Annotated in this window: 18 protein-coding genes; 9 read left to right on the top strand and 9 right to left on the bottom strand. The window is 71.9% G+C overall.

Annotated elements, in window-relative coordinates:
* Positions 1–140: 140 nt before the first annotated feature.
* Positions 141–893, bottom strand: a complete 753-nt coding sequence (locus ACGFN2_RS06795) for a PE-PGRS family protein (RefSeq protein WP_393358098.1) — start codon at positions 891–893, stop codon at positions 141–143.
* 228 nt (positions 894–1,121) lie between these two features.
* Between ACGFN2_RS06795 and ACGFN2_RS06790 the strand changes: the two genes are divergently transcribed.
* The 3 genes from ACGFN2_RS06790 (at position 1,122) to ACGFN2_RS06780 (ending at position 4,979) form a co-directional block, all read left to right on the top strand.
* On the top strand, positions 1,122–1,913 hold the full coding sequence (locus tag ACGFN2_RS06790; RefSeq protein ID WP_393358096.1) for a PhzF family phenazine biosynthesis protein: 792 nt from the start codon (positions 1,122–1,124) through the stop codon (positions 1,911–1,913).
* Between the two features lie 128 nt (positions 1,914–2,041).
* Positions 2,042–2,776, top strand: a complete 735-nt coding sequence (locus tag ACGFN2_RS06785) for a class I SAM-dependent methyltransferase (protein WP_393358094.1) — start codon at positions 2,042–2,044, stop codon at positions 2,774–2,776.
* A gap of 283 nt (positions 2,777–3,059) precedes the next feature.
* Positions 3,060–4,979: a hypothetical protein gene (locus ACGFN2_RS06780; protein ID WP_393358092.1), complete on the top strand. Its 1,920-nt coding sequence runs from the start codon at positions 3,060–3,062 to the stop codon at positions 4,977–4,979.
* A gap of 117 nt (positions 4,980–5,096) precedes the next feature.
* Here the strand turns inward: ACGFN2_RS06780 and ACGFN2_RS06775 are convergent, their stop codons facing one another.
* A complete protein-coding gene (locus ACGFN2_RS06775) occupies positions 5,097–6,653 on the bottom strand; it encodes a GMC family oxidoreductase (RefSeq protein WP_393358090.1) in 1,557 nt (518 codons plus the stop codon).
* Positions 6,654–6,930: 277 nt separating this feature from the next.
* On the opposite strand from ACGFN2_RS06775, the gene ACGFN2_RS06770 reads away from it, so the two are divergent.
* Positions 6,931–8,997: a SpoIIE family protein phosphatase gene (locus ACGFN2_RS06770; protein ID WP_393358088.1), complete on the top strand. Its 2,067-nt coding sequence runs from the start codon at positions 6,931–6,933 to the stop codon at positions 8,995–8,997.
* A 45-nt stretch (positions 8,998–9,042) separates the two neighbouring features.
* On the opposite strand, the gene ACGFN2_RS06765 is transcribed toward ACGFN2_RS06770, so the two are convergent.
* Positions 9,043–9,813 (bottom strand): GNAT family N-acetyltransferase, encoded by a 771-nt coding sequence (locus ACGFN2_RS06765; RefSeq protein ID WP_362612517.1) that lies wholly within the window; start codon positions 9,811–9,813, stop codon positions 9,043–9,045.
* A gap of 515 nt (positions 9,814–10,328) precedes the next feature.
* Between ACGFN2_RS06765 and ACGFN2_RS06760 the strand changes: the two genes are divergently transcribed.
* The gene (locus ACGFN2_RS06760) at positions 10,329–12,413 is read left to right on the top strand and encodes a SpoIIE family protein phosphatase (RefSeq protein ID WP_393358086.1); all 2,085 of its coding nucleotides are present in this window, start codon (positions 10,329–10,331) and stop codon (positions 12,411–12,413) included.
* Between the two features lie 47 nt (positions 12,414–12,460).
* Here the strand turns inward: ACGFN2_RS06760 and ACGFN2_RS06755 are convergent, their stop codons facing one another.
* The 4 genes from ACGFN2_RS06755 to ACGFN2_RS06740 all read right to left on the bottom strand — a co-directional run bounded on the left by ACGFN2_RS06755 (position 12,461) and on the right by ACGFN2_RS06740 (position 16,153).
* Complete coding sequence (locus ACGFN2_RS06755; RefSeq protein ID WP_362612518.1) at positions 12,461–12,754, bottom strand: hypothetical protein; 294 nt, start codon at positions 12,752–12,754, stop codon at positions 12,461–12,463.
* Positions 12,755–12,867: 113 nt separating this feature from the next.
* Positions 12,868–13,152 (bottom strand): hypothetical protein, encoded by a 285-nt coding sequence (locus ACGFN2_RS06750; protein ID WP_362612520.1) that lies wholly within the window; start codon positions 13,150–13,152, stop codon positions 12,868–12,870.
* Between the two features lie 131 nt (positions 13,153–13,283).
* Positions 13,284–13,589 (bottom strand): hypothetical protein, encoded by a 306-nt coding sequence (locus ACGFN2_RS06745; protein ID WP_393358083.1) that lies wholly within the window; start codon positions 13,587–13,589, stop codon positions 13,284–13,286.
* A 473-nt stretch (positions 13,590–14,062) separates the two neighbouring features.
* A complete protein-coding gene (locus ACGFN2_RS06740) occupies positions 14,063–16,153 on the bottom strand; it encodes a SpoIIE family protein phosphatase (RefSeq protein WP_362611911.1) in 2,091 nt (696 codons plus the stop codon).
* A 217-nt stretch (positions 16,154–16,370) separates the two neighbouring features.
* On the opposite strand from ACGFN2_RS06740, the gene ACGFN2_RS06735 reads away from it, so the two are divergent.
* The 3 genes from ACGFN2_RS06735 (at position 16,371) to ACGFN2_RS06725 (ending at position 19,367) form a co-directional block, all read left to right on the top strand.
* Positions 16,371–16,871: a MarR family winged helix-turn-helix transcriptional regulator gene (locus ACGFN2_RS06735; protein WP_393358081.1), complete on the top strand. Its 501-nt coding sequence runs from the start codon at positions 16,371–16,373 to the stop codon at positions 16,869–16,871.
* Positions 16,862–18,112, top strand: coding sequence for an MFS transporter (locus ACGFN2_RS06730; RefSeq protein ID WP_393358079.1), 1,251 nt, complete (start codon positions 16,862–16,864; stop codon positions 18,110–18,112). The genes ACGFN2_RS06735 and ACGFN2_RS06730 overlap by 10 nt, the downstream gene beginning before the upstream one ends.
* Positions 18,113–18,266: 154 nt before the next feature.
* On the top strand, positions 18,267–19,367 hold the full coding sequence (locus tag ACGFN2_RS06725) for a PP2C family protein-serine/threonine phosphatase (protein WP_393358077.1): 1,101 nt from the start codon (positions 18,267–18,269) through the stop codon (positions 19,365–19,367).
* A 150-nt stretch (positions 19,368–19,517) separates the two neighbouring features.
* On the opposite strand, the gene ACGFN2_RS06720 is transcribed toward ACGFN2_RS06725, so the two are convergent.
* Complete coding sequence (locus ACGFN2_RS06720) at positions 19,518–19,937, bottom strand: hypothetical protein (protein WP_362611903.1); 420 nt, start codon at positions 19,935–19,937, stop codon at positions 19,518–19,520.
* Positions 19,938–20,279: 342 nt separating this feature from the next.
* Here ACGFN2_RS06720 and ACGFN2_RS06715 point away from each other — a divergent pair, with 342 nt between their 5' ends.
* Positions 20,280–20,588, top strand: coding sequence for a hypothetical protein (locus tag ACGFN2_RS06715; RefSeq protein ID WP_393358075.1), 309 nt, complete (start codon positions 20,280–20,282; stop codon positions 20,586–20,588).
* A 47-nt stretch (positions 20,589–20,635) separates the two neighbouring features.
* On the opposite strand, the gene ACGFN2_RS06710 is transcribed toward ACGFN2_RS06715, so the two are convergent.
* Positions 20,636–21,751, bottom strand: a complete 1,116-nt coding sequence (locus ACGFN2_RS06710; protein WP_362611899.1) for a hypothetical protein — start codon at positions 21,749–21,751, stop codon at positions 20,636–20,638.
* Positions 21,752–21,855: the final 104 nt, after the last annotated feature.

Below are 21,855 nucleotides of genomic sequence, written 5' to 3'. Positions count from 1 at the left end.
GCAGGCGTCATCGTCATCGGGAGTCCTTCGCTGAATCCGGCCACCGCGACGGCGTCGGGAGGGGCCGGAGAGGTCGGCCCGGGCGCGGACGGCGCGAGGTACCCGCGCGGTCCGTCCGCTGCCCGGAGGGCGCTCTGCTGTCAGAGGACAGCCGGCTCCAGCGGTGGACCCCGTCGTGAGACGACATGGACCAGGAACAGTCTCCGTACGGCGCGTTGGGGTGTCCGCTCCGGTTCCCCGGCGTCCGGCGGGAGGGTCGGCAGGGCCAGACGCAGCACGAGGCGGAGACGCGGCACGAGGGCCAGGGACACCGCCCGCAGCAGCCGGAAGACCGCGCGTTCGCCGCCCCACATCCACCACACGCTCAAGGTCGCGATCAGCAGATGCGCCGCGAGCATCGCGCCGGCGCCACCCGGCGCCCCCAGATGCGGAACATGTCCCATACCGGCCATCTGGCCGGGCACCGGCAGACCGCCGAAGTGCCCGCCCTCGGCCATCGCCCGCACCGGCGACCCGTCAACCAGCGCCCCCGTCAGACCACTTGGGCCCCGCGCCCCGTGCAGCGGCATTCCGCCGCCACACCGCAGCGACTCCCACCACAGCGTGGTCCAGGAGAGCTTGCTGTGCCCGGCGTGGTCGAGCGCCTGCCCGAGGGCGAAGCCGGAGTGCAGCGTCGCCTGGGTGCCCACGGTCAGGGCCGCCACCGTCAGCGGACCGCGCTCACGGCCGGCGAAGCACCACGCACCTCCCGCGGCCCCCGCCGCGGCGACCAGCAGCACCTTCCAGGGCAGCACCGCCCCGGAGGTCAGCACATGCCCGAGAGCCGTGAGCAGCACACAGACCACCGCGAACGCGATGGCCCGCGATCCTCTGAGTACGTATCCGGCTTCCATGGCGAGAACAGCTTGCCCGTCCCCTGCTCCGTCAGACAGATGAGGCTCAAAAGATGCTCACTTCCGGAGCGAAAACGACTGCTGGAAGGGGTGGCGGACTACGGCACATCGAGGGCCGGCGCGCCGCCCAAAGACGTACGGGACACCCGCCACCACCACGAATCCGGCAACCGCTCGGCGTCCCCGTCCCCGGGACGAACCACGCCCGCACCCAGTAGCGTCGGGCGCATGCGTGCCTTCATCGTCGATGCCTTCACCGACCGGCCGTTCGCCGGGAACCCCGCCGGGGTGTGTCTCCTGGACCGCCCGGCCGACGCCGCCTGGATGCAGCGGGTGGCCGCCGAACTCAACCTGTCGGAGACCGCTTTCGTGCACCGGACGGCGGAAACCACCTATGGACTGCGGTGGTTCACGCCGACCGTGGAGGTCGATCTGTGCGGTCATGCCACGCTGGCCACCGCCCATGTGCTGCACACCCAGGGCGCCGCTCCCGGCGCGGCCCTGCACTTCGACACCCTGAGCGGGGTACTGACCGCCCGCCACCACCGCCACGGCGCGATATCCCTGGACTTCCCGGCGGACGCGCCGACCGCGACCGCCACACCGCCTCATCTGGCCACGGCTCTCGGCGCCGAGCCGCGGTGGACGGGCCGTGCCCGGCACGATCTCCTCGTGGAGCTGGCGGACGCGGCGACGGTGCGTGACCTGGACCCGGACATCGCCGCGCTGGCCGGCTTCAGCGGCCGAGCGGTCATCGTGACCGCGAGCGCCCCGGCCGGCGCCGACCACGACTTCGTCTCCCGCGTCTTCGCCCCCGCCGCCGGCATCCCCGAGGACCCCGTCACCGGCGCCGCCCACTGCGTCCTCGCACCCCACTGGGCCTCCCGGCTGCGCCGCACCGCACTGAACGGCGCCCAACTGTCCGCACGAGGCGGCCGGGTGGGCGTCGAGCTACGCAACGACCGTGTCACCCTGCTCGGCCAAGCCGTCACCGTCTTCGACGGCGAACTGACCGCGTGAGACGTACCCCCGCGGAAGCGGGCATCCCAGGAGACGCGGCACCCGGCCCGCAGGGCCGGCGCGGTGGGACGGGAGCCCAGGGTGCTGAGGCCGGTGGACCGGGCAGAGGGGACGGGGGTGACGACGCCATGGAGTTCTCGGACGCCGATGCCGCCGCGCTGTACGACGTGCTGAATCCGTGGGACCCCGAGCAGTGGCCCGCCGACGGCTTCTACGACGGGCTGGTCAGGGCCGCGGGTGCGGTTCTGGACGTCGGGTGCGGCACGGGCGCGATGCTGCACCGCGCGCGCGAACAGGGCCACCCCGGCCGCCTCGTCGGCCTCGACCCGGACCGTGCGGCACTCGGCCGGGCCCGGCGCCGCGCCGATGTCGAGTGGGTCGAGGGCACCGCGGCGGCCGCGCGGTGGCACGCGGAGTTCGACCTGGCGACGATGACCAGCCATGCCTTCCAATGCCTGGTCACCGACGCGGAGTTGAGCGCCTCCCTGGCGGCCGTGCACACCGCGCTGCGCGGTGGTGGCCGGTTCGCGTTCGAGACCCGGCATCCGCAGGCGCGTGCCTGGGAGGACTGGAACCCGTCCCGGGCAACCGAGGTCGTCGACCCGGCCGGGCGGGCGCTGCGCTGCTGGCACGAGACCGAGTCCGTCATCGGTGACGTGGTCACCTTCACCGGCACGACAGCCACGGCCGACGGCACCGTGCTCCGTGTCGACCGGACGCGCCTGCGCTTCCTCGACGAGGCGAGGCTCGACGCGTTCCTCGCCGACGCGGGCTTCGCCGTCGAGGCACGGTACGGGGACTGGGACGGCGGGCCCGTCACCGCGACGAGCCGCGAGATCGTCACCCTCGCCCGCCGTCGATAGCCTGTCCGATATTGCCCGCGGTTTCGTGATACCTTCCTCCAGCTTCTCCTCTGTTACCCCGTCGCAAGCGCTCCGGCGAAAGCCGCGCGATCCGGCCTTCCTTCAGGGCAGCACAGCAGGTTCAGACGGCGCCGACCAGCGGCGACCAGGATGTGCCCCGCTGACCCAGGAATCCCGCCATCCAGCGCGCCGGCACCACCGAACCACCCGGGCCAGGAAGACACCCTCGCCCACGGTTCCCTCAGCTGCACCCGGTCGCTTCGACCCTTCAACGGACAGGCTCATGAAACGAATACCCTTGGTGCGCGCCGCCGTCGTCGGCGTCTGCGCCTCGTTCGCGCTCGCCGTTCCGGCCATGGCCGCACCGGATGCTCCCGTCGCGACGACGGCCTCGCCGCCGGCCGTCCCGACAACGCCTGCCCGTGGCCCGGTCACACCGACCTCCGGCCCGGCAACGCCGTCCGACGGCCCGGTGCGGCCCTCCAAGGGCGTGACACCTGAAGAGATCCGCAGGGCACGGGAGTTGGAGCGCTACTGGACGCCGGAGCGCATCCGTACCGCCGTCCCCGTGGACGCGGCGCAGGCCGGGAAGCAGGGGCGGGACCTTCCGGAGGTCCCGGGTGCGGCGGGCCGGAGCGCGCTGTTCGCACCGAGCCATCGGGTTCCCGCGGGCGTCGCCACGGTCGGGGTCTTCCTGGTCCGCAGCGAGGACGGTTCGCCGACGCCCCACCAGTTCTGCACCGCCAGCGCCGTCACCTCGCCGACCAAGAGCCTGGTGCTCACCGCGGCCCACTGCCTGAAGGGCGACAAGCCCTACCGCAACGTCGCCTTCGTGCCCGGCTACCGCGGCGGCACCGCACAGGCGGGGGAGCCGGGGGAGCGGCCCTACGGCCTCTTCCCGATGCAGCCGGGCAAGATGTGGCTCGACGAGCGGTACCTGTCCTCCTCGCCCAGCGACGATGTGGACTTCGCCGTCCTGCGCGTCGGACCGAACTCCCAGGGGCAGCTCCTGGAGGACGCCGTCGGCCCCGGCAACACGCTCACGGCGGTGCCCGCCGCGAAGCTGGCCCGCCGTGAGGTGACGCTCACCGGCTACCCCGGTGGCCGGCAGACCCCGTTGCAGTGCACCCAGCCGACCAGGGCGTTCCAGGGCCGGTTCATGGAGATCGCCTGCGACGACTTCCGTACGGGGGTCAGCGGCGGTCCGTTCCTGGAGGGCTTCGACGGCAGCCGCGGCAAGCTCGTGGGCGCCATCGGCGGTTACCGGACCGGCGGGCTCCGGGCGGACATCTCCTACAGCTCGCAGTTCGACGACGACGTCCTCCGTCTCTACCGGCAGGCGGTCACGGACGCCGCGCCCGACACCGTCAACCCCCTCGGCGACGGCACGACCTGGCAGCACGCCGCCACCGCCGTCACCGGCCGCTTCCACTCCGGCTCGGTGCGCACCGGCACCGGCGACCTGGTCGTGCGCTGGTCCGACGGCGAGGTCTCCCTCTACCCGGGCAACCGCGCCTACGGCCTGGGCAAGGACATCCGGCTCGTGAAGGACAAGGCCTGGAAGCAGGCGAAGGCCATGACCGCGGGGGAGTTCACCGGCAACGGCACCGATGATCTCCTCGTCCGGTGGGCCGACGGCAGACTGATCCTCTACAAGGACGTCAGCGAAACCACCAAGCTCAGCAACGCGATCCAGCTCAAGGGCCCCAACGGCACCTGGAAGCACGCCGAGAGCCTCAGCGCCGGCCGGTTCGGCGGCGGCAACGCCCGCCGCGACGACCTCGTGGTCCGCTGGTCCGACGCCGAGATGACCCTCTACACCAATGTCGACGGCCGGGGACTGCACGCCGAGAAGCGGCTCGCCAAGCGCAAGAACACGACCTGGTCACACGCCCGCGACAGCGTGGCGGGGAACTTCGCCCGGGCCACCGGCGACCAGGACCTGTTCGTCCGCTGGTCCGACGGTGAGGTGACGGTCTACGAGAACCTCGCCGCCAAGGGCTTCAAGGGCGAACACCGGCTCCGCCCCGCGAAGTCGGCCTGGCGGTACAGCGGTCCGGTCACCGCCGGTGCCTTCGGCGGCGGCACCCGCCAGGACGACCTCGTCGCGCTCTGGCCCGGCGGCAAACTCGTCCTGTACGGCGACACCACGGCCACGGCCCTGGGCCGCGAACGTCTGCTCGTCCCCGCCCGCATCAGCTGAACCGGACACCGGAGCCCCGGCATTGCCTTCCGGCACCGCGCACGGAACCGGAAGGCGGGCGTCCCCAGGCGTGGCGTCGCCGTCGCCTCGGGACGCCCGTACGGCCGACGCGGCCGGTCAGGCCGGTGCCGGGAGGTCGCGGAGCAGGTCCGCCGCCTTCTCCGCGATCATGATGGTGGGCGCGTTGGTGTTGCCCCGGACCACGGTCGGCATCACCGAGGCGTCCACCACGCGCAGCCCGCTGACACCGTGCACCCTGAGCCGGGAGTCCACCACCGGGCCGATCGCGCAGGTGCTCGCGGGGTGGTAGAGCGTCTGCAGCTCGCGCCGGGCGAACTCCAGCAGCCCGGCGTCGTCCGTGGAGCGGGGGACCCGGAAGTCGGCCCGCCGGTGCTTGCGCAGGCTGGGCCGGTCGGCGATGTCCAGCAGCAGCCGAAGCGCCCGTACCGCCGTGCCCTGATCCTCCTCCGTGGCCAGGTAGTTGTGCAGGATGTGCGGCTTGGCGCTGGGCATCGCCGACCGCAGCGAGACCTTGCCCCGCCCGGTGGGCGCCAGCAGGGCCGCACCGACCATGAAGGCATGGTCGGTGACCGGGCTGATGCCCTCCTCGTGGAACATCACCGGAGTGGCGTGCACCTGGATGTCGGGAGCGTCCAGGCCCTCGCGCGTGCGGTGGAACCCCCCGGCCTCACCGACGTTGGAGCTGAGCGGGCCACGGCCCTCGGTCTCCAGCAGGCGCGCGTTGTCCGGTGTCGCGGCGGTCAGCAGGGTCTCGGTGTCGGTCAGGTAGAGGAGGCCGAGGTGCGGATGGTCCTGGAGGTTCTCGCCGACCGGGAGGTCCACCCGGGGGGTGATGCCATGGGAGGTCAGTTCGCCGGCCGGGCCGATTCCGGAAAGCATCAGCAGCTGCGGGGAGTTGTACGCTCCGGCCGACAGCACCACCTCCCGCCCGGCGCGCCGTTGCAGCAGTTCACCGCCCCGTTCCAGCTCGACCCCGGTCGCGCGGTCACCGTCGAACAGCACCCGGGTGCAGTGGGCGCCCGTGAGCACCTCAAGGTTCGGCCGGTCCAGGGCAGGCCGCAGATAGGCGACGGCCGTGCTGCACCGCATACCGTCGCGCTGCGTCAGGTGGTAGTAGCCGACGCCGTCCTGTTCCGGCCCGTTGAAGTCGGCGGTATAGGGGTGGCCCGCTTCCTGGGCGGCCGCCACGTAGGCCGCCATCAGCGGATGCCGGGAGCGCCCTTCGCTGACGGTCAGCGGCCCGCCGGTCGCGTGCCACGGCGCACTCTCCCCACGGAAGTCCTCGGCGCGCAGGAAATAGGGGAGCACGTCGTCCCAGCCCCACTGCTCCGCGCCGGCGGCGGCCCAGGCGTCGTAGTCACGGCGGTTGCCGCGGATGTAGATCATCGCGTTCATCGACGACGAACCGCCGAGCATCCGGCCCCGGGGCAGGAACCGGCGCCGGCCGTCCAGCCCCGGTTCGCAGTCGCTGAGGTAGCTCCAGTCGTACTTCGTCTGGAACAGCTTGCTGAAGGCGGCCGGAACATGGATCTCCGGCGCCTCGTCCACCGGCCCGGCCTCGACCAGCAGCACCCGGGTGTGCTCGTCCTCGGTGAGCCGCGCCGCCAGCACACATCCGGCTGACCCGGCCCCCACGATGATGTAGTCGTACACCCCTACCCCTCACGCCGTGCTCGTACGGACCCCTCCACCCAAGCCGCACCGGCGGTGCCGCTCACACCGGGAATCCGGCCAATGTCCCCGCCCGGGCGCACCGGCCGCGCTCCGCCCCGGCGGCGCGCGCACCGGCCCGAACCGCGGCGCACGGAGCCGCCCGTCCCGCCCCGGCGCCACGCCGAGTGTCCGCACCTCAGGGACGGGCGCAGAATGAAGAGAGCCGTTCCGGCCTTCGCCGGGCGGCGGGGCCACCGTGCGGTGGAAGGACGAGCCGGTGCCAGCAGATCGGCCGAGCGACGGGCAGACTCGCGGTCCGCTCTGGTCCGAGCCCGGGTCGCTGCTGGAGCATGTCGCCGTCGCGGTGTTCGGCCTCGATGACGACGACCGGATCTGCTACTGGGGCCCCGGTGCACAGGACCTCTTCGGCTACCGGGCCGCGGAGACCCTGGCAGAGCCCGGCGCCCTGCTCTTCCCCGCCGCCCCCGCCGACGGCCCCGGCCACTGCGCCCGCCTCGCCGAGCGCGGCCGGACCGAGGGCTACTGGCGCGGCCGGCTGCCCGCCCGGCACCTCGACGGTGCGGTCTTCGACTGCGGCTTCCGGGTCTTCCCGGTGGCCGGCGTCGCCGGACGAACGGTGATCATGGCCCTGGCGAGCCGTGGCGACGAACTGGACCGGGTGAAGACCAATCTCGCCTTCCTCGACGCGCTCTTCGAGACCTGCCCCATCGGCCTGGTCATGCTCGACGAGGAACTGCGCTACGCCCACCTCAACCAGGGGCTCGCCGACATCAACGGGCTGCCCATCGAGGAACACCTGGGGCGGCGCATCACCGAAACCATGATCACCGCGGATGGCGGCGAGTACGAGCGGATGCTGCGCGGCGTCGCCGAGGAGGGCCGGCCCGTCGCGGGGGTGCGGGTCGGCATGCGCACCCGGGGCCATCCGGACCGGGACAAGGTGCTGTCGGTGAGCTTCTTCCCGCTCTCCCGGGCCGGGGGCACCCGCCCGGGAGTCGGCGGACTGCTGGTGGACGTGACCGACCGGGAACAGGCCATCGTCGAGGCGACCGCCACCCGTCAGCGGCTGGCCCTGCTCGACCAGGCGTCCGCCCGGATCGGCACCACCCTGGACGTGAAGGTCACCGCCCAGGAACTGGTCGACGCCGTCCTGCCGGTCTTCGCCGACGCGGCCGTTGTCGAGCTGGTGGAGTGGCTGGACGAGCGGGAGACGTTCGACCCGGAGCTACCGGTGATCACCCGCCGCCTCGCACACGGCACCGTGCTGCCCCCGCCCGCGACGGAGCTGGTGAGCGGGGTGGAGGGGGTGCACTACCCGACGGGCTCCGCCATCCACCGGATGCTGCGGACCGGCCGTCCGATCGCGGTGCCGGTGAACCAGGAGTTCATGCTGCGGACCGTACTGGACGAGACGCGCGCCAGGGTACTGGCCGGCAGCGGACTGACCTGCCTCCTCCTCGCCCCGCTCATCGCGCGCGGAACGGTGCAGGGCATCGCCATCTTCGGCCGCTCCGCCGCCAGACAGGCCTTCACCGAGCAGGACCTCAGCCTGGCCGCCGAGCTGGCCTCCCGGGCCGCGCTCTGCCTGGACAACGCCCGGCTGTACAGCCGCGAGCGGAACATCGCCCTCACCTTCCAACGGGCGCTGCTGCCCAGCTCCCTCGGCACCTGCCCCTCGCTGCACGTCGCCCACCGCTATCTGCCCGGCAGTCACGTCACCGAGGTCGGCGGCGACTGGTACGACATGATCGCCCTGCCCGACCAGCGGGTCGCCCTGGTCGTCGGCGACGTCATGGGCCACGGCGTCTCGGCCGCCGCGGCGATGGGCCGGCTGCGCATCACCGCCAAGGCACTGGCCCGGCACGACCAGGAACCGGAAGAGCTGCTCACCGAACTCGACCTCTGCGCCCAGGAAGCGGGCATCGAACTCGCCACCTGCCTCTACATCCGCTACGACCCGGTCACCGGCCACACCCGGATCGCCAGCGCCGGCCACCCGCCGCCCCTGGTCCGCTACCCCGACGGCCGGACGGAGATCGTCGACGAGGTACTGGGGGTCCCCCTCGGCGTCGGCGGCTGCCCCTACCGGTCGACGGAGCTCGGCCTGCCCGACGATTCCACCCTCGTCCTCTACACCGACGGGCTCATCGAGGCACGCGGCCATGACATCGACGAGGGGCTGACGGCGCTCCGCACCGAACTGAGCGGTCTCCCCGACTCCCTGGAAGCCGCCGCTGACCACCTCCTCGCCCGCCTGGTACCGCGCTCCCCGGCCGATGACACCGTCCTGCTCCTCGCCCGGGTACACCGCCTGCGGCTGTGACGGCGCGACCCGGTCACGCGCCGCAGGCGGTCGGACGACCCCGCCTCAAACCCGTCCCGGCGGGGTGATCCGGGCGGACACGCACGGGTCCTCGTTGCGGTATCCGAGACGGCTGTAGAGCCGCTCGGCGGGGGTGTTGTCGGCGAGCTGCCACAGCGTGCAGAACCCGTACCGGCGTACGGCGTACCGGGTCAGCCACGAGGTCAGCGCCGCACCGAGCCCCTGGCCGCGCTGCCGCGCGTCCGTCGCGACCGAGGCCATCAGCGGAGCCCCGCTGTCGCGCAGACTGCTCAGCGCACCGCAGGCCACCAGCTGTCCGTCGGCGCCGCGGATACCGGTCCACAGGCTGACGCCGGACGAGCCGGGGCCGGTCGAGTGCGCGGGGCTGTGCTCGTTGAGGAAGGCGAGCAGCTCCCCGTGGTGCGACTCGTCCAGCATGATCACCCGCTCCTCCGCCCGCTGGACGGGCGGTGCCTCCAGCGTCCACCGGAAGACCCACTCGACGACCTCGCTCACCGCGAGGTGACGGCCGACCAGCGTGTCCGTACCCAGGGGACCGGTGAACTCCGTCACGTGGTCGGGGAATTCATGCGCCGCACGGAGGACGAGCCCGGCGGCGGCAACCGGTTCGCCGACGCTCCACAGATGTCCGCGGGCGTCGTCGAGCCAGGCGGCGGCGCCGTCGCCGGACCAGCTGATCCGGTCGGCCGGGCGCTGCCGCGCGGCGCCGAAACGCAGCAGGGCGGAGCCGGCCTGGCGCTCCAGACCCTGCCGGAACAGGTCTGCGGTCCGGGGAGGAAGAGTCGTTGCCTGCATCGCTCTCTCGGGAAGTACGTGACGGGAGGGCGACGGTCCGGACACGCGCAGGGCGCAGCCGGAACCGACCGTTTGGGGTGTGGGGGAGTCCCGGCAGGGGCTGCGCAGCGGCGCGCCCGGCTGACCGGGAGGCCCACTGTTGCACACCGCCCCTGGCCCGAGGCAAATCAGGAACCCGAGCGCCGCGGGAGTACCGGAAATTGCGGCGGAGGCCACCGGGGAATGGCCCCGCCGACCAGCGCCGTTCACCACCGCCCGGCCCCGGGGGACCGGCCGCCGGAGGCAGGTTCTCGCCTTCCCGGCGGGTCGGGGGACCCGCCGGGAAGGCGTGGTGTTGATCACGATCGGGCCGGTGGGTGCCGTGCCCACAGCAGCGGTGCACCGGCCGGCGCCCGGCGCGACTGCGCGGCCTCCCCGATCCGGGGAACATGGAAGCACGGTGAGCTGCGGTGAACACGGCCCGCGGCCCGCCGGCGGGGCCGTATGCCGCGCGCACAGGCGGAGGAGGTGCCGGAATGGCCACAGCAGGCCCCTTCGGCCCGGCGGGCGATCAGCCGCCTTCCGGGACGCCGCAGCGGAGCGGACTGCTGGATCTGCTGAGCGTCGCCGCGGTGCTGCTCGACGCCGAGGGACGGATCGTGCTGTGGAGCCCGCAGGCCGAGAAGCTCTTCGGCTACACCGCGCGGGAGGCACTGGGCCAGTACGCGGGGCGGCTGCTGGTCCACGAACAGCACCTGGACCTGGTGATCGGACTGTTCGCCGAGGTCATGGCGACGGGCGAGAGCTGGGCCGGTGCCTTCCCCGTCCGGCACAAGGACGGCGGCACCCGGCTGGTCGAGTTCCGCAACATGCGGCTGCTCGACGACCGGGGCGACTTCTACGCCCTGGGCATCGCCACCGACGAGGAGATCCTGCGCCAGGTGGAGCGCGACGTGGCCCTGTCCACCCGGCTGGTCTCGCAGTCCCCGATCGGACTGGCCGTCCTGGACACCGACCTGCGCTATCTGGCAGTCAACCCGGCGCTGGAGCGGATGAACGGTGTCCCCGTCCGGGAGCATCTGGGCCGGTCGGTACGCGAGGTGCTGCCGTTCCTGGACACCGACGCCATCGAGGCCGCCCTGCGGCAGGTCCTGGCGTCCGGAACGCCACTGGTCGACGAGCACACCGTGGGCCGCACCCCCGCCGACCCCGACAACGATCACGCCTGGTCGGTCTCCTACTACCGGCTGGAGGACCCGGGCGGGCGGGTGCTCGGGGTGGCCGGCCTGTCGGTGGACGTCACCGACCGGCACCGCGCGGCCACCGAGGCGGCCCGCGCCCGGCGGCGCCTGGCCATGATCGCCGACGGTTCGGCCCGGATCGGCACCACGCTGGAGGTGGAGCAGACCGCCCGCGAGCTGGCCGACGTCGCCGTCCCGGACCTCGCCGACGTGGCGGCGGTGGACATCCTGGATTCCGTCCTGGAAGGCCGCCAGCCCCAGACACCCGGCACCCGCCACGCGCTCTTCCGAGCCCTCGCGGTCAAGGCGGCCTACCCCACGGAGGCGGTCCGTGCCGCCGACCCGCCCGGCCACCTCACCAGTTACGGGCCCGACCGGCTCGCCACCCGGTGTGTCCGCACCGGCCGCCCGCTCCTGATCCCCCACGTCGGGGAGCGGGACCTGGCACGTATCGCCCGCGACCCCGAAGCCGCCGCCCTGCTGGCCCGCGCCGGTATCCACACCTACCTCACGATGCCGCTGATCGCCCGCGGCGAGGTACTCGGCGCCCTGGGTCTCACCCGTGCCCGCAACCCACTGCCGTTCGACGAGGACGACCTCGCGCTGGCCGCCGAACTGGCCGACCGCGCCGCGGTGTGCATCGACAACGCCCGCCTCTACCAGAGCCAGCGCAACACCGCCGTCACCCTCCAGCGCAGCCTGCTCCCCGACCGGCCGCCGCACGGGAAGGGCCTGGAGATCGCCACCCGCTACCAGCCGGCCGGCACGGTCAGCGAGGTCGGCGGCGACTGGTTCGACGTGGTACCCCTCCGCGCGGACAAGACCGCGCTCGTCGTGGGCGATGTGATGGGCAGCGGAATCGGCGCCGCCACCACCATGGGACGCCTGCGCACCGCCACCTCGACCCTCGCCGACCTCGACATCCCGCCGACCGAGGTGCTCCAGCACATCGACAAGATCACCGCCGGTCTGGAGCAGTACGCCACCTGCGCCTACGCCGTGTACGACCCACGGCACGCGGTCTGCCACATCGCCGTCGCCGGACACCTGCCACCGGTGCTGATGCGCACCGGCCGGCCCCCGACACTGCTCGACCTGCCCATCGGTGTCCCCCTCGGGGTCGGCGGGGTGCCCTTCGAGGAGGCCACCTTCCGCCTGAGCCCCGGCGACCAGCTGGTCCTCTACACCGACGGCCTGGTGGAGACCCGCCATGACGCCATCGACGAGCGGCTGTCGTTCCTGCTGCGCCTGCTCGACCGCCCGGACCGCTCACTGGAGGACACCTGCGACCGCCTTCTCGACGCACTGCGTGATCCGGACAACCCTGACGACGTGGCCGTGCTCATCGCCCGTGCCCGGGACCAGGATCAGGTCGCCTAGAGACTGCCGCTCGGATCGGGGCGGGGCAGGGCCGGGGCGCGGCCGTCTCAGAAGCGGCGGATACGGGCGGCCAGCGCGTGCCCGACGCACACGTAGACGACGGCGGGAAGCCCGTAGTTCAGCACGGTCCGCAGCCAGTCGGTGTCCATGGTGAACAGGTCGTGCGACCACCCGGCCAGCCAGCCGGCCACGTCATGGACAAAGGTGACCAGGTCGTTGGCGCGGTTCGCGTCGAGGAGGGCGAACAGAATCCACAGACCGAGGATCAGCGCCGTCAGATCCGCGAGAACGACGATGACCTTCGCTGCTTCGTTGTTGCGGTAACGAGCGCGTGAGGACATGCGCAACGTGTTGCCGCCTTCGGCCGCTTGAAACCCGGCCGGACGAGAGGCCTGCCGCGAGCCGCCGGCTCCGGGCTTCAGGCCGGCTCCGTTCCGCTCAGCGGTCCGGCCCCTTAGGCGCGCGGTTCCTGGTCGGCGCGGGCCAGGGACGCGATATGGGCGCGGTAGGCGGTGACTTCGTCCTCGGTGAGTGCCAGGCGGCCGGGGCCGGCCTGGTCGGCCGGAAGCTCGGTGGCCTGGACTGCGGCCCGGTACAGGGGGCCGGGCAGGTTGAGCAACAGCTGCCCCTGCTCGGCGGTTTCGATCACCACCCAGGAGTCCGCGTTGTCGTCGTGAACATCGGCGGCACCAATGGTGCTGATGGCGGTCACGGTCAGAACCGGAGGTATTTCGCTCATGCCACCTCCCTATCAGCCGTTGCCCGCCACGGCGAATCGCCGCTGTGGGGCGGGTTCCCGAAGAGCAAACCCGCCCCACAGGGCAACAGGAACCGGCCGGCACCCGGGCCGGGTACCGGCCGGTTCCCGTCCTAGCGCAGGAAGTCCATCAGGCCCCCGCCGCCGGTGTGCACGCCACCGCTCGGGCGGTGGTGGTCCCACCTGTGGTGATCGCGCTTGTGGTGGTTCTTCTTGTGGTGCTTCCTGCGGTGGTCCTTCTTGTGATGGTCCCGCTTGTGTCCGTGCTTGCACCTGTCGTGGTCGTGGGCGGAACTGCTCGACGCGGTGTGGTCCGTGGTGTGGTTCTCGACCGCGGACGCGGCGGTCGCGGTGGGACCGGCGACCGCGAACATGGCGGTGAGAACGGCTGAGGCGAACAGAGTACGGGCAGTGCGCATGGACATGTTCCTTTCGGCCTGCTGGGAAGGGCGACACCCTGTCGCCCTTCTGCGGCGCAGTAGTGATATGACACGCAGCCAGTTGCATTGTCACGGCGCACCACTTGAAATCCCCGAATTCGGGTGGCTGATTAAGCTTTATGGGTGGCGCGAGCACACTGCCGGGTGCCGGCTGCCCCGCGAGAGACGGGCATGAGCATGATCGCCTGCCCGTCCGGTGTCGCCGGAGGGGAAGGGCCCCGGGCGCCGATCCGCACGGAATTCACCAGAAAGGGACACAAGCCCCCGTCGCGGGGAAGGGGAAATCCCAGGCAACGAAGCGGCAATTCCTGGCGTAATCAATTCACGTCGGAATTTGCTCGCGGATGGTCGATTATGACCCGCCGTTCCGGCCCCGCCATTTCAGTACCGTCGTTTTGGTACCGCCATTTCGGTCATCTCGCGGAGGCCGTCCCGCGCCGGCGCATCGTTCCTCAGTCCTTGTCGGGGGTGAACGGCTCGGTGCCGGCGATCAGCAGGGCGACATCGTCCGGGTCGTCGGGGCGGCGCAGTTCGCGCAGGAGCCGGTCGCAGGTCTCCTCCAGGGAGCCGTCGGGCGGGTTCAGCAGGCGGAGCAGGGTGTCCAGACGTTCGTCGAGGGAGTGGTGGCGGGTCTCCACCAGCCCGTCGGTGTACAGGACCAGCTGGTCGCCGGGGTCGAGGCGGAAGGTGGTGGTCTCGAAGGGGACGCCGCCCACGCCGAGCGGTGTGCCGGTGGGCAGGTCGAGGAACTCGGGGTGCTTGCCGCGGCGGACGAGGGCGGGGGGCAGATGGCCTGCGGTGGCGATGTGGAACACCGCGCGGTGCGGGTCGTAGCTCGCGTAGACACAGGTGGCGATGTAGTGCTCCAGATCCGAGGTGATCTTGTCGAGGTGCTGGAGGACCTGAGCGGGGTCGAGATCGAGGTCGGCGAAGGCGCAGGTCGCGGTGCGCAGCCGGCCCATGGTCGCGGCGGCGTCGATCCCGCTGCCCATCACATCACCCACGACCAGCGCGGTCTTGTCGCCGTCGAGCGGGAGGACGTCGTACCAGTCGCCGCCGATCTCGTAGGTGGCCTGCGCGGGCCGGTACCGGGAGGCGAGCCGGAGCCCGGGGCGGTGCGGCGGATGGTCGGGCAGCAGGCTGCGCTGCAGGGTCTCGGCGGCGTTGCGCACCTTCTGGTGCGTGCGGGCGTTGTCGATGCAGACGGCGGCGCGGGAGGCCAGCTCGACCGCGAGCGCGAGGTCGTCCTCGTCGAAGGGCGGTGAGTCGCCGGTGCGGATGAGCCCCAGGACGCCGAGGATCTGGCCGCGGGCGGTGAGCGGGGCCACCAGATACGAGTGCACCCCGGCGCGGGCCAGCAGGCGGGCGGCGTGGTCGTCACGGGCGATGCGCGCCAGATCGTGGTCATCGGCGTGCGGGACGAGGATCGGACGGCCGGTGCGCACGCACTGGGTGGCCACGCGGTCGGTCTCGTACGCGGCGATATGGCCCGGCGGATCGGCGGCCTGGACGGCTTCGGTGGGGTAGGCGGCCTTCACCGCGAGCGCGCGGAAGAGCGCCCGGCCGTCGTCGCGGGCGGGGCGGTGCTCGTCCAGGACGGAGTCGAGCACATCGACCGTCACCACGTCGGCGAGTTCGGGAACGGTGACCTCGGCCAGCTCCCGCGCGGTCTGTTCCACCTCCAGGGTCGTGCCGATCCGGGCGGAGCCGTCGGCGATCAGGGCCAGCCGCTGCCGGGCCTCGGCGGCCTCCCTGGCTGCCTGGTACCGGTCGGTGACGTCCACCACCAGGTCGGCCACCCCCAGCACCCGCCCGTGCGGGTCCTCCAGCCGGTACAGCGAGATCGACCAGGCGTGCTCCTGGCCCGGGTCGGCGGGGGTACGGCCGACGACCGTGGCCTGGTCGACCATGGGGACCCCGGTCTTGAGGACCTGCCGCATCGCGGCCTCGGGCACCTCGAACTTGGTGGCGGTCATGATCTCGCGGTAGTGCCGCCCGAGATGCTCCTTCGCGGGGATGCCGTGCATCCGCTCCAGCGCGGGATTGACGGCCACATAGCGCAGTTCCGTGTCGAGCATCGCCAGCCCGATGGGGGACTGGGAGATCAGCCGGGTGGACAGGGCGACGTCCCGCTCCACCTCGCGGAGCGTCGAGGAGTCGGTCGCGAGCCCGAGGGCGTAGAAGTCGCCGTGGTCGTCCATCAGCCGCATGTTGCGCAGCTCCACCAGCCGCACGGTGCCGTCCTTGTGCCGGACGGGGAAGGTGCCGCTCCAGCTCCGGCCGGTCTCCATGACCCCGGTGAACTTCCCGATGACCAGGTCCCAGTGCTCCTGGTGCACGAGCAGGGGCGCCGCATGCCGACCGAGCGCCTCCTCGGAGGTGTAGCCGTACAGGTCCTCGGCCTGCGGGCTCCACAGCACGATCCGGCCCTCGGCGTCCAGCAGGACCGCGGCCACCCCGAGGAGGTCCATCAGCCCGCTCGGCTGTGGCCGCCTGCCCTTCGGCTGACCGGCACCGGCCGGACGCCCGTCGGCTGCGCTCACCCGGGCACTCCTTCCACCCGACGGCCCCGGTGGCCCCTCGCTCCGGTCCGTGGCCCGTCCACCTCGCTGGCTGTGGCCTCCCCTTCGCTGGTGAGTGCTTCGGCTTCCATGGTCCACCCGGACCGGCCGCCCGCACACTCCGTCCCGCCGGGGCCCGGTCTCCGCTGGGCCGAAAATAATCTGACAGCACTTACATAAGCACTGTTACGATCCGCGCATGGCCGACGAACCCACCCCCGACCCCACCGACCAGAGCCTCTGGCGGCCGCTGTGGCTGCTGCAGGCGTCGATGGACGCGGACATCGCCCGGGTCTACGCCGAGCACCGGATCGCCGGGCTCAAGCCGAGCTACGTCAGGGAACTGCTCCGGCTGCACGCCCGCGGGCCGATGACCATCACCGAGCTGGCCGAGTCGGTCGGCCGGACCCACTCCGCGCTCAGCCAGAAGGTCGCCGCGATGCGGGCGGCCGGCTGGGTGGAGACCGTGGCGGGCGACGACGCGCGCAGCAAGAAGGTGACGCTCACGGACCGGGCCCGTGGCCTCGTCGGACGGCTGGCCGCGGAGTGGCGCGCCACCGAGGCGGCGCTCGCCGAGATCGAGGCCGAGGTGCCCTATCCGCTGAGCCGGGCCGTCGCCGACGTCGAACAGGCCCTCGCGCGCAAGAGCTTCCACGACCGGATCGCCGAGCGGCTGGCCGAGGACCCGGCATGGGAGTGAGGCACGCGCTGCTCGATCTGACCCCGTTGCGGCGATCGGCGCCGTTCCGGCGGCTGTGGCTCGGTCAGACGCTCTCCCGGCTCGGCGGTCAGATGACCCTGGTCGCCGTGATGTTCCAGGTCTGGCAGACGACCCACAGCACCGTCTGGACCGGTGCCGTCGGCCTGGCCCAGGCCGTCCCCCTCCTCGCGCTCGGACTCTTCGCCGGTTCGCTCGTCGACCGGGTGGACCGGCGGACCGTCTACCTGATCACCACCATCGGCCAGGCCGTCTGTGTGGCGCTGCTCGCCCTCCAGGGCCTCTTCGGGCACCTTCCGACCGCGGGGGTGCTGTCGCTGGTCGCGGCGCAGTCCTGCTTCGCGGCCGGCGGCGGGCCGGCCGCCCGCACCTTCCTTCCTCGTCTGCTGCCGGAGCAACAGCTCGCCGCCGGGCTGGCGTTGAACCGGATCTCCTTCCAGGGCGCCATGCTGACGGGCCCGGCACTGGGCGGGCTGATCGTGGGCGGACTGGGTGTCGGCGGCTGCTACCTGATCGACGCGCTCACTTTCGCCGCCGCGCTGTACGGGGCATGCGGTCTGCCGCGGATGGCCCCCGGCGACGAGCCCGCCCGCCCCGGTCTGCGCGGCGTGGCGGACGGCCTGGCCTTCCTGGTCCGCACCCCCGTCATCCGCGGAGCGCTCCTCACGGACCTGGCCACCACCGTGCTCTCCATGCCGATCAGCCTGTTTCCGCAGGTCAACGCGGAACGCTTCGGCAACGACCCCCGTACCCTCGGACTCTTCCTGACCGCCGTCGCGGTCGGCGGGGTCCTCGCCTCCCTCTTCGCCGGGAGCTTCACCCGCCTCGCCCGCCCCGGTCTCGTGATGCTCGGCGGCGCGGCCACCTGGGGCACGGCCCTCGCCCTGTTCGGCCTGGCGGCCGACCCCTGGACCGGGCTGGCCTTCCTGGCCGTGGCGGGCGCCGCCGACACCGTCTCCGTCGTCTCCCGGAGCACCCTCGTGCAGCTGCACACCCCCGACGCCCTGCTCGGCCGGGTCAGCGCCGCCGAACAGATCGTCGGCCAGGCCGGACCGGACCTCGGCAACATGCGCGGCGGCCTCGTCGCGGACGCCACCTCTGGCACGGCGGCCCTGGTCAGCGGCGGCCTGCTGTGCATCGGCGCCGTGGCGCTGGTCGGCGCGACCACACCGGGGCTGCGCTGGTTCTCCGCGCTGGCCGCGCGAGGGGCCGAGTCCGGCTAAGCGCCGCCGCGAGGACGGGTGCGGCGCCGCCGTAACGCGCGCATCCAGCCCGTGAGGCGTATATGTGAAGCCAATGGACCGGCACACCCGGTACCGTGCGGTGGCCTCCGGTCCCTCCGCGTCGCGAGCGCGGCCCGGCAGCAGGAGATGCACTGTGAATGGCCTGCAACCCACGCCGGCGAAGGTGCCCTGGATACTCGCGGCGCTGGCCCTGCTGGCCGGCGTCCTGCTGAACCTCTTCGCACCCGAGCCGTACCTAGGTCTGCCGCTGCTGGCCGCCGCACCGCTCGTCGCCGGAGCCACCCTCACCTTTCGCTCCGCACTCGCCGTCGTGTGTGTCACCTGTGTGGCCTCGGTGGCCCTGGACCTCGAACGCGGACGCCCGGCGACGCCGCTGCTCGTCGATCTGGCCGTAGTCGGCCTGATCGGTGTGCTCGCGCTCGGGGTGAACCGGCTCATCGTGCGGCAGGGCCGCGATCTGGCGCTGGCCAGGGACGTCGCGGAGGCGGTCCAGCGGGCGGTGCTCCCGGACCCGCCGCGGGAGGCCGGACCACTGGCCGTGGCCGCCGGGTACACCGCGGCGCAGGCCGAGGCGCGGATCGGCGGCGACTTCTACGCGGTGCAGGAGACACCCTTCGGGGTGCGGATGATCATCGGTGATGTGCGGGGCAAGGGCCTCAAGGCCGTCGCCGCCGTGTCCGTCGCACTCGGCGCCTTCCGTCAGGAGGCCGAATACGCCCCCACCCTGACCGCGCTGGGGCAGCGGCTGGACGAGGCGCTGGCCAGGGCGGCCGCCCGGAGCGGGCCGGTGATCTCCAGCGAGGGCTTCACCACCGCCGTGCTGGCCGAGGTCTCCGCCGACGGCGAACGGCTGAGCCTCGTCAACCGCGGGCACCCGCCCCCGTACCTGGTGCACGACGCGCAGCCCCTACGACTCGACCCGACCGCCCCGCAGCTGCCCCTCGGTGTGGGGCTGGGCGATATCACCCCGGAGGCGGCCGCACCGGTCGATGTGGTGCGGCTGCCCCGGGGCGCCTCACTGCTGCTGGTCACGGACGGGGTCACCGAGGCACGGGACAAGCGGGGCACGTTCTACGACCCGGCATCCTCGGCCCGCCTGGGCCGGTCGTTCACGGACCCCGAGACCCTGGTGGACACCCTGACCAAGGACGTCGGCCACTGGACCGAGGGCGCCCACGTGGACGACATGGCCATCCTCGCCGTCACCCGGCGCCACGCCTCACACACCGCCTGAGCGGGACGGGCGCGCCCGCGCAAGGCGGACGGCCCGTCACCACAGCGCCAACTCCGTCCGCCCACCGCTTATTTGGGACAGATCCATAGTCCGGCAACTGCGACCTCGCCGCATTCCTGGACCGTCAGCTGACCGAGGTGGCTACCTCGCTCAGCTCATCTCGGTCCCGCTGATGTAGTACACCTCGACTGTCGCGGTGCCGTGCAGGAACTGCTCGACCAGCGCCGCGGTGCGGTCACCGCGGTCCCACGCGGCCCTGGCCTTGGGGCTCAGCTCGCGCAGGCCGAGACCGGCGCTGTCCGGCCGGATGAGCGTGTCTGCCCAGCCCGCGCCCCGCAGGTACTTCTCCAGCGTGGGGCCGGTGCTGAACTTGGACTCCAGATAGCGGTGCGGCGGGAGCCCGTCGCGGTTGCCGATCGGCTGACCGTTCAGCGCTTTGGACAGCACGTCGCGTGATGCGGTGTTCCAGCCGATGTCGGCGTGCTGGACAGCGGACCAGTTCGCGCCCTTCTGTACCGCCAGCGCGATGTCGGAGTTGGTGATGCTGCTGAGGATGAAGTGCCCTGCCACGATCGTCCCTCCCGGATTCGGCCGCCGTCATCGGTGCGCGGCCCGGTCATGTGGTGTCGGTGTGAGGGCCCGGCTGGTTGTCCTGAGTTCCTCCGCCTCCCCGGCTTCTCAGGACATGTCCGTCCTCTCACCATCTGTCAGTACCTGCGGAGATCCTCACGTACGGTGCAAATGACGGTCAAGAAGGCGTCACCACTCCCGGCTGGGCGCGAACGGTGTTCGTATCGCCCGTTCTAAGACCCTCGGGCGCGCTCACGGGCGCACCGCCCGTGCGTTTAGTGATCGTTTATTGGGGCTCGGCAGGATGTGCAGTGTCGAGAAGAATCCTGCACAGGGGACGGTATGGCCAAGCTCTATCTGGAGAAGCTCAAGTGCGTCACGACTGAGGGCTGGAGCGGCTCCGACGAGCCGAAGCTGATGGTCCAGAATCGTGGCACCGTATGGAACGGGACGGTGCTGGGAGACCGGATGTACACCGTCAAGTACGACTGCGACTTCACGGGAACGATCGCGGTCTCCCTCGGGGAGGGCGGCGGAACGGCCGGGGACGGCAAGCTCGGGGAGCAGTGGATCACGGATACGCCCGGTGAGCGCAGTCTGCGCTTCAGGGCGGATGGCGCCGAGTACAATCTGCTGTACGCGGTGGAGTAGGGAGCCCGTGCCGTGCGACTGCCTCGTTCCGCACCCCGGTGAGTGGCTCAGGACTCCTGCAGGGCACGGAACGAGTCGAACCAGACGCTGGTCCGCCCGACCCTTCCGTTTTCCTCCCGGACCGTGCGGTTCGCATACAGCGGGTTGAGTATCCAGGGCTTTTTGTCAGCGCCCCAGCCCGTCTGCATGGATGCGATCTGGGACACCCCGTAGGTGGCCACCGCGAGCTTCCCGGTCTCCCGGAACATCTGCGTCTGCCGCGTCAGATAGTCCTTGTGGGAGGCGAACCACGGACTCATCGCGAGGAAGTCGTCCCACCTCTGCTGGGAGAAGGGCTTCTCGATCGCGTTGCCGATCACCTGCCACACGCGGGTGTCCGGGGGCACCTCGTACTTCTCGGCGTAGGCCGCCGGGATCTTGTCGGCCAGGTGCTCTTCCCAGTGCTGCACCAGGGAGAACTCCGTGGCGAGGAACTTCTTGCCGTTGGCCAGGCGGGACACGACGTACTGGACGTACTTGCCGGCCGCCTGCAGGGAGTCGACGTGCGGATGGATGTCGAGGCCCTCGAGCTCCGGCTTCCTGTTGACGAAGGCGACCCACCGCTCGGTGGCCGGGGTGCGCCCGTCCTTCTCGTCGAGGCGATTGAGCGCCCCCATGTACAGGCGGGTCCGGCAGCCGTGCGGGAAGTGCTTCCTGCGGTAGCCGATGACGTGTTCGGCGAGGTGCTCGTAGAACACGTTGAGGCGCGCATCGCGCTCGTCCTTCTTGGTTTCGAGGAAGGGCTCGTTGCCGAGGGTGAGGATGTCCGTCTTCCCCATGACGGCGTGCAGCACCCGGTCCACACGCTTCAGTTGCGCTTCCATCTCCCTGCTGCCCGCCTTGGGAAGCGACTGCCCGAGAGTCAGGAAGGGGAACTTCAGTGAGAGGACCGTCCTGAAGCCGTTCCCGCTCGCGTCGAGCAGTCTGGCGATGGACCGCTGCTGGGCCGGAGCGTGTGTGTCGAGGTCGTCCGTCATCGGGACGAAGCCGCGCACCCACTTCGCCGAAAGGGCCCTCACCTGGGGGAAGTTCATGTCGGAGGGGTCCTCGTTGAAGTTCACCCCGAGCGCGCCGTTCGGCGCCTCGCCGGTGGGTGCGCCGCCGCCCTTCGCGTCCGGCCGCACACTCCCCTCGCCACCCGACTGCCTGCCTCCCTGGGGGTCGCAGGCCGCTGTGAGGAGGGCCGCGCCGGACACCCCCAGTAGCCGGCGACGCGAGGTCGGCCTCG

Origin of the sequence: Streptomyces sp. NPDC048612 (genome assembly GCF_043199295.1) — a bacterium.
GTDB lineage: Bacteria > Actinomycetota > Actinomycetes > Streptomycetales > Streptomycetaceae > Streptomyces.
This window is presented reverse-complemented; position numbering and strand designations above follow the sequence as displayed.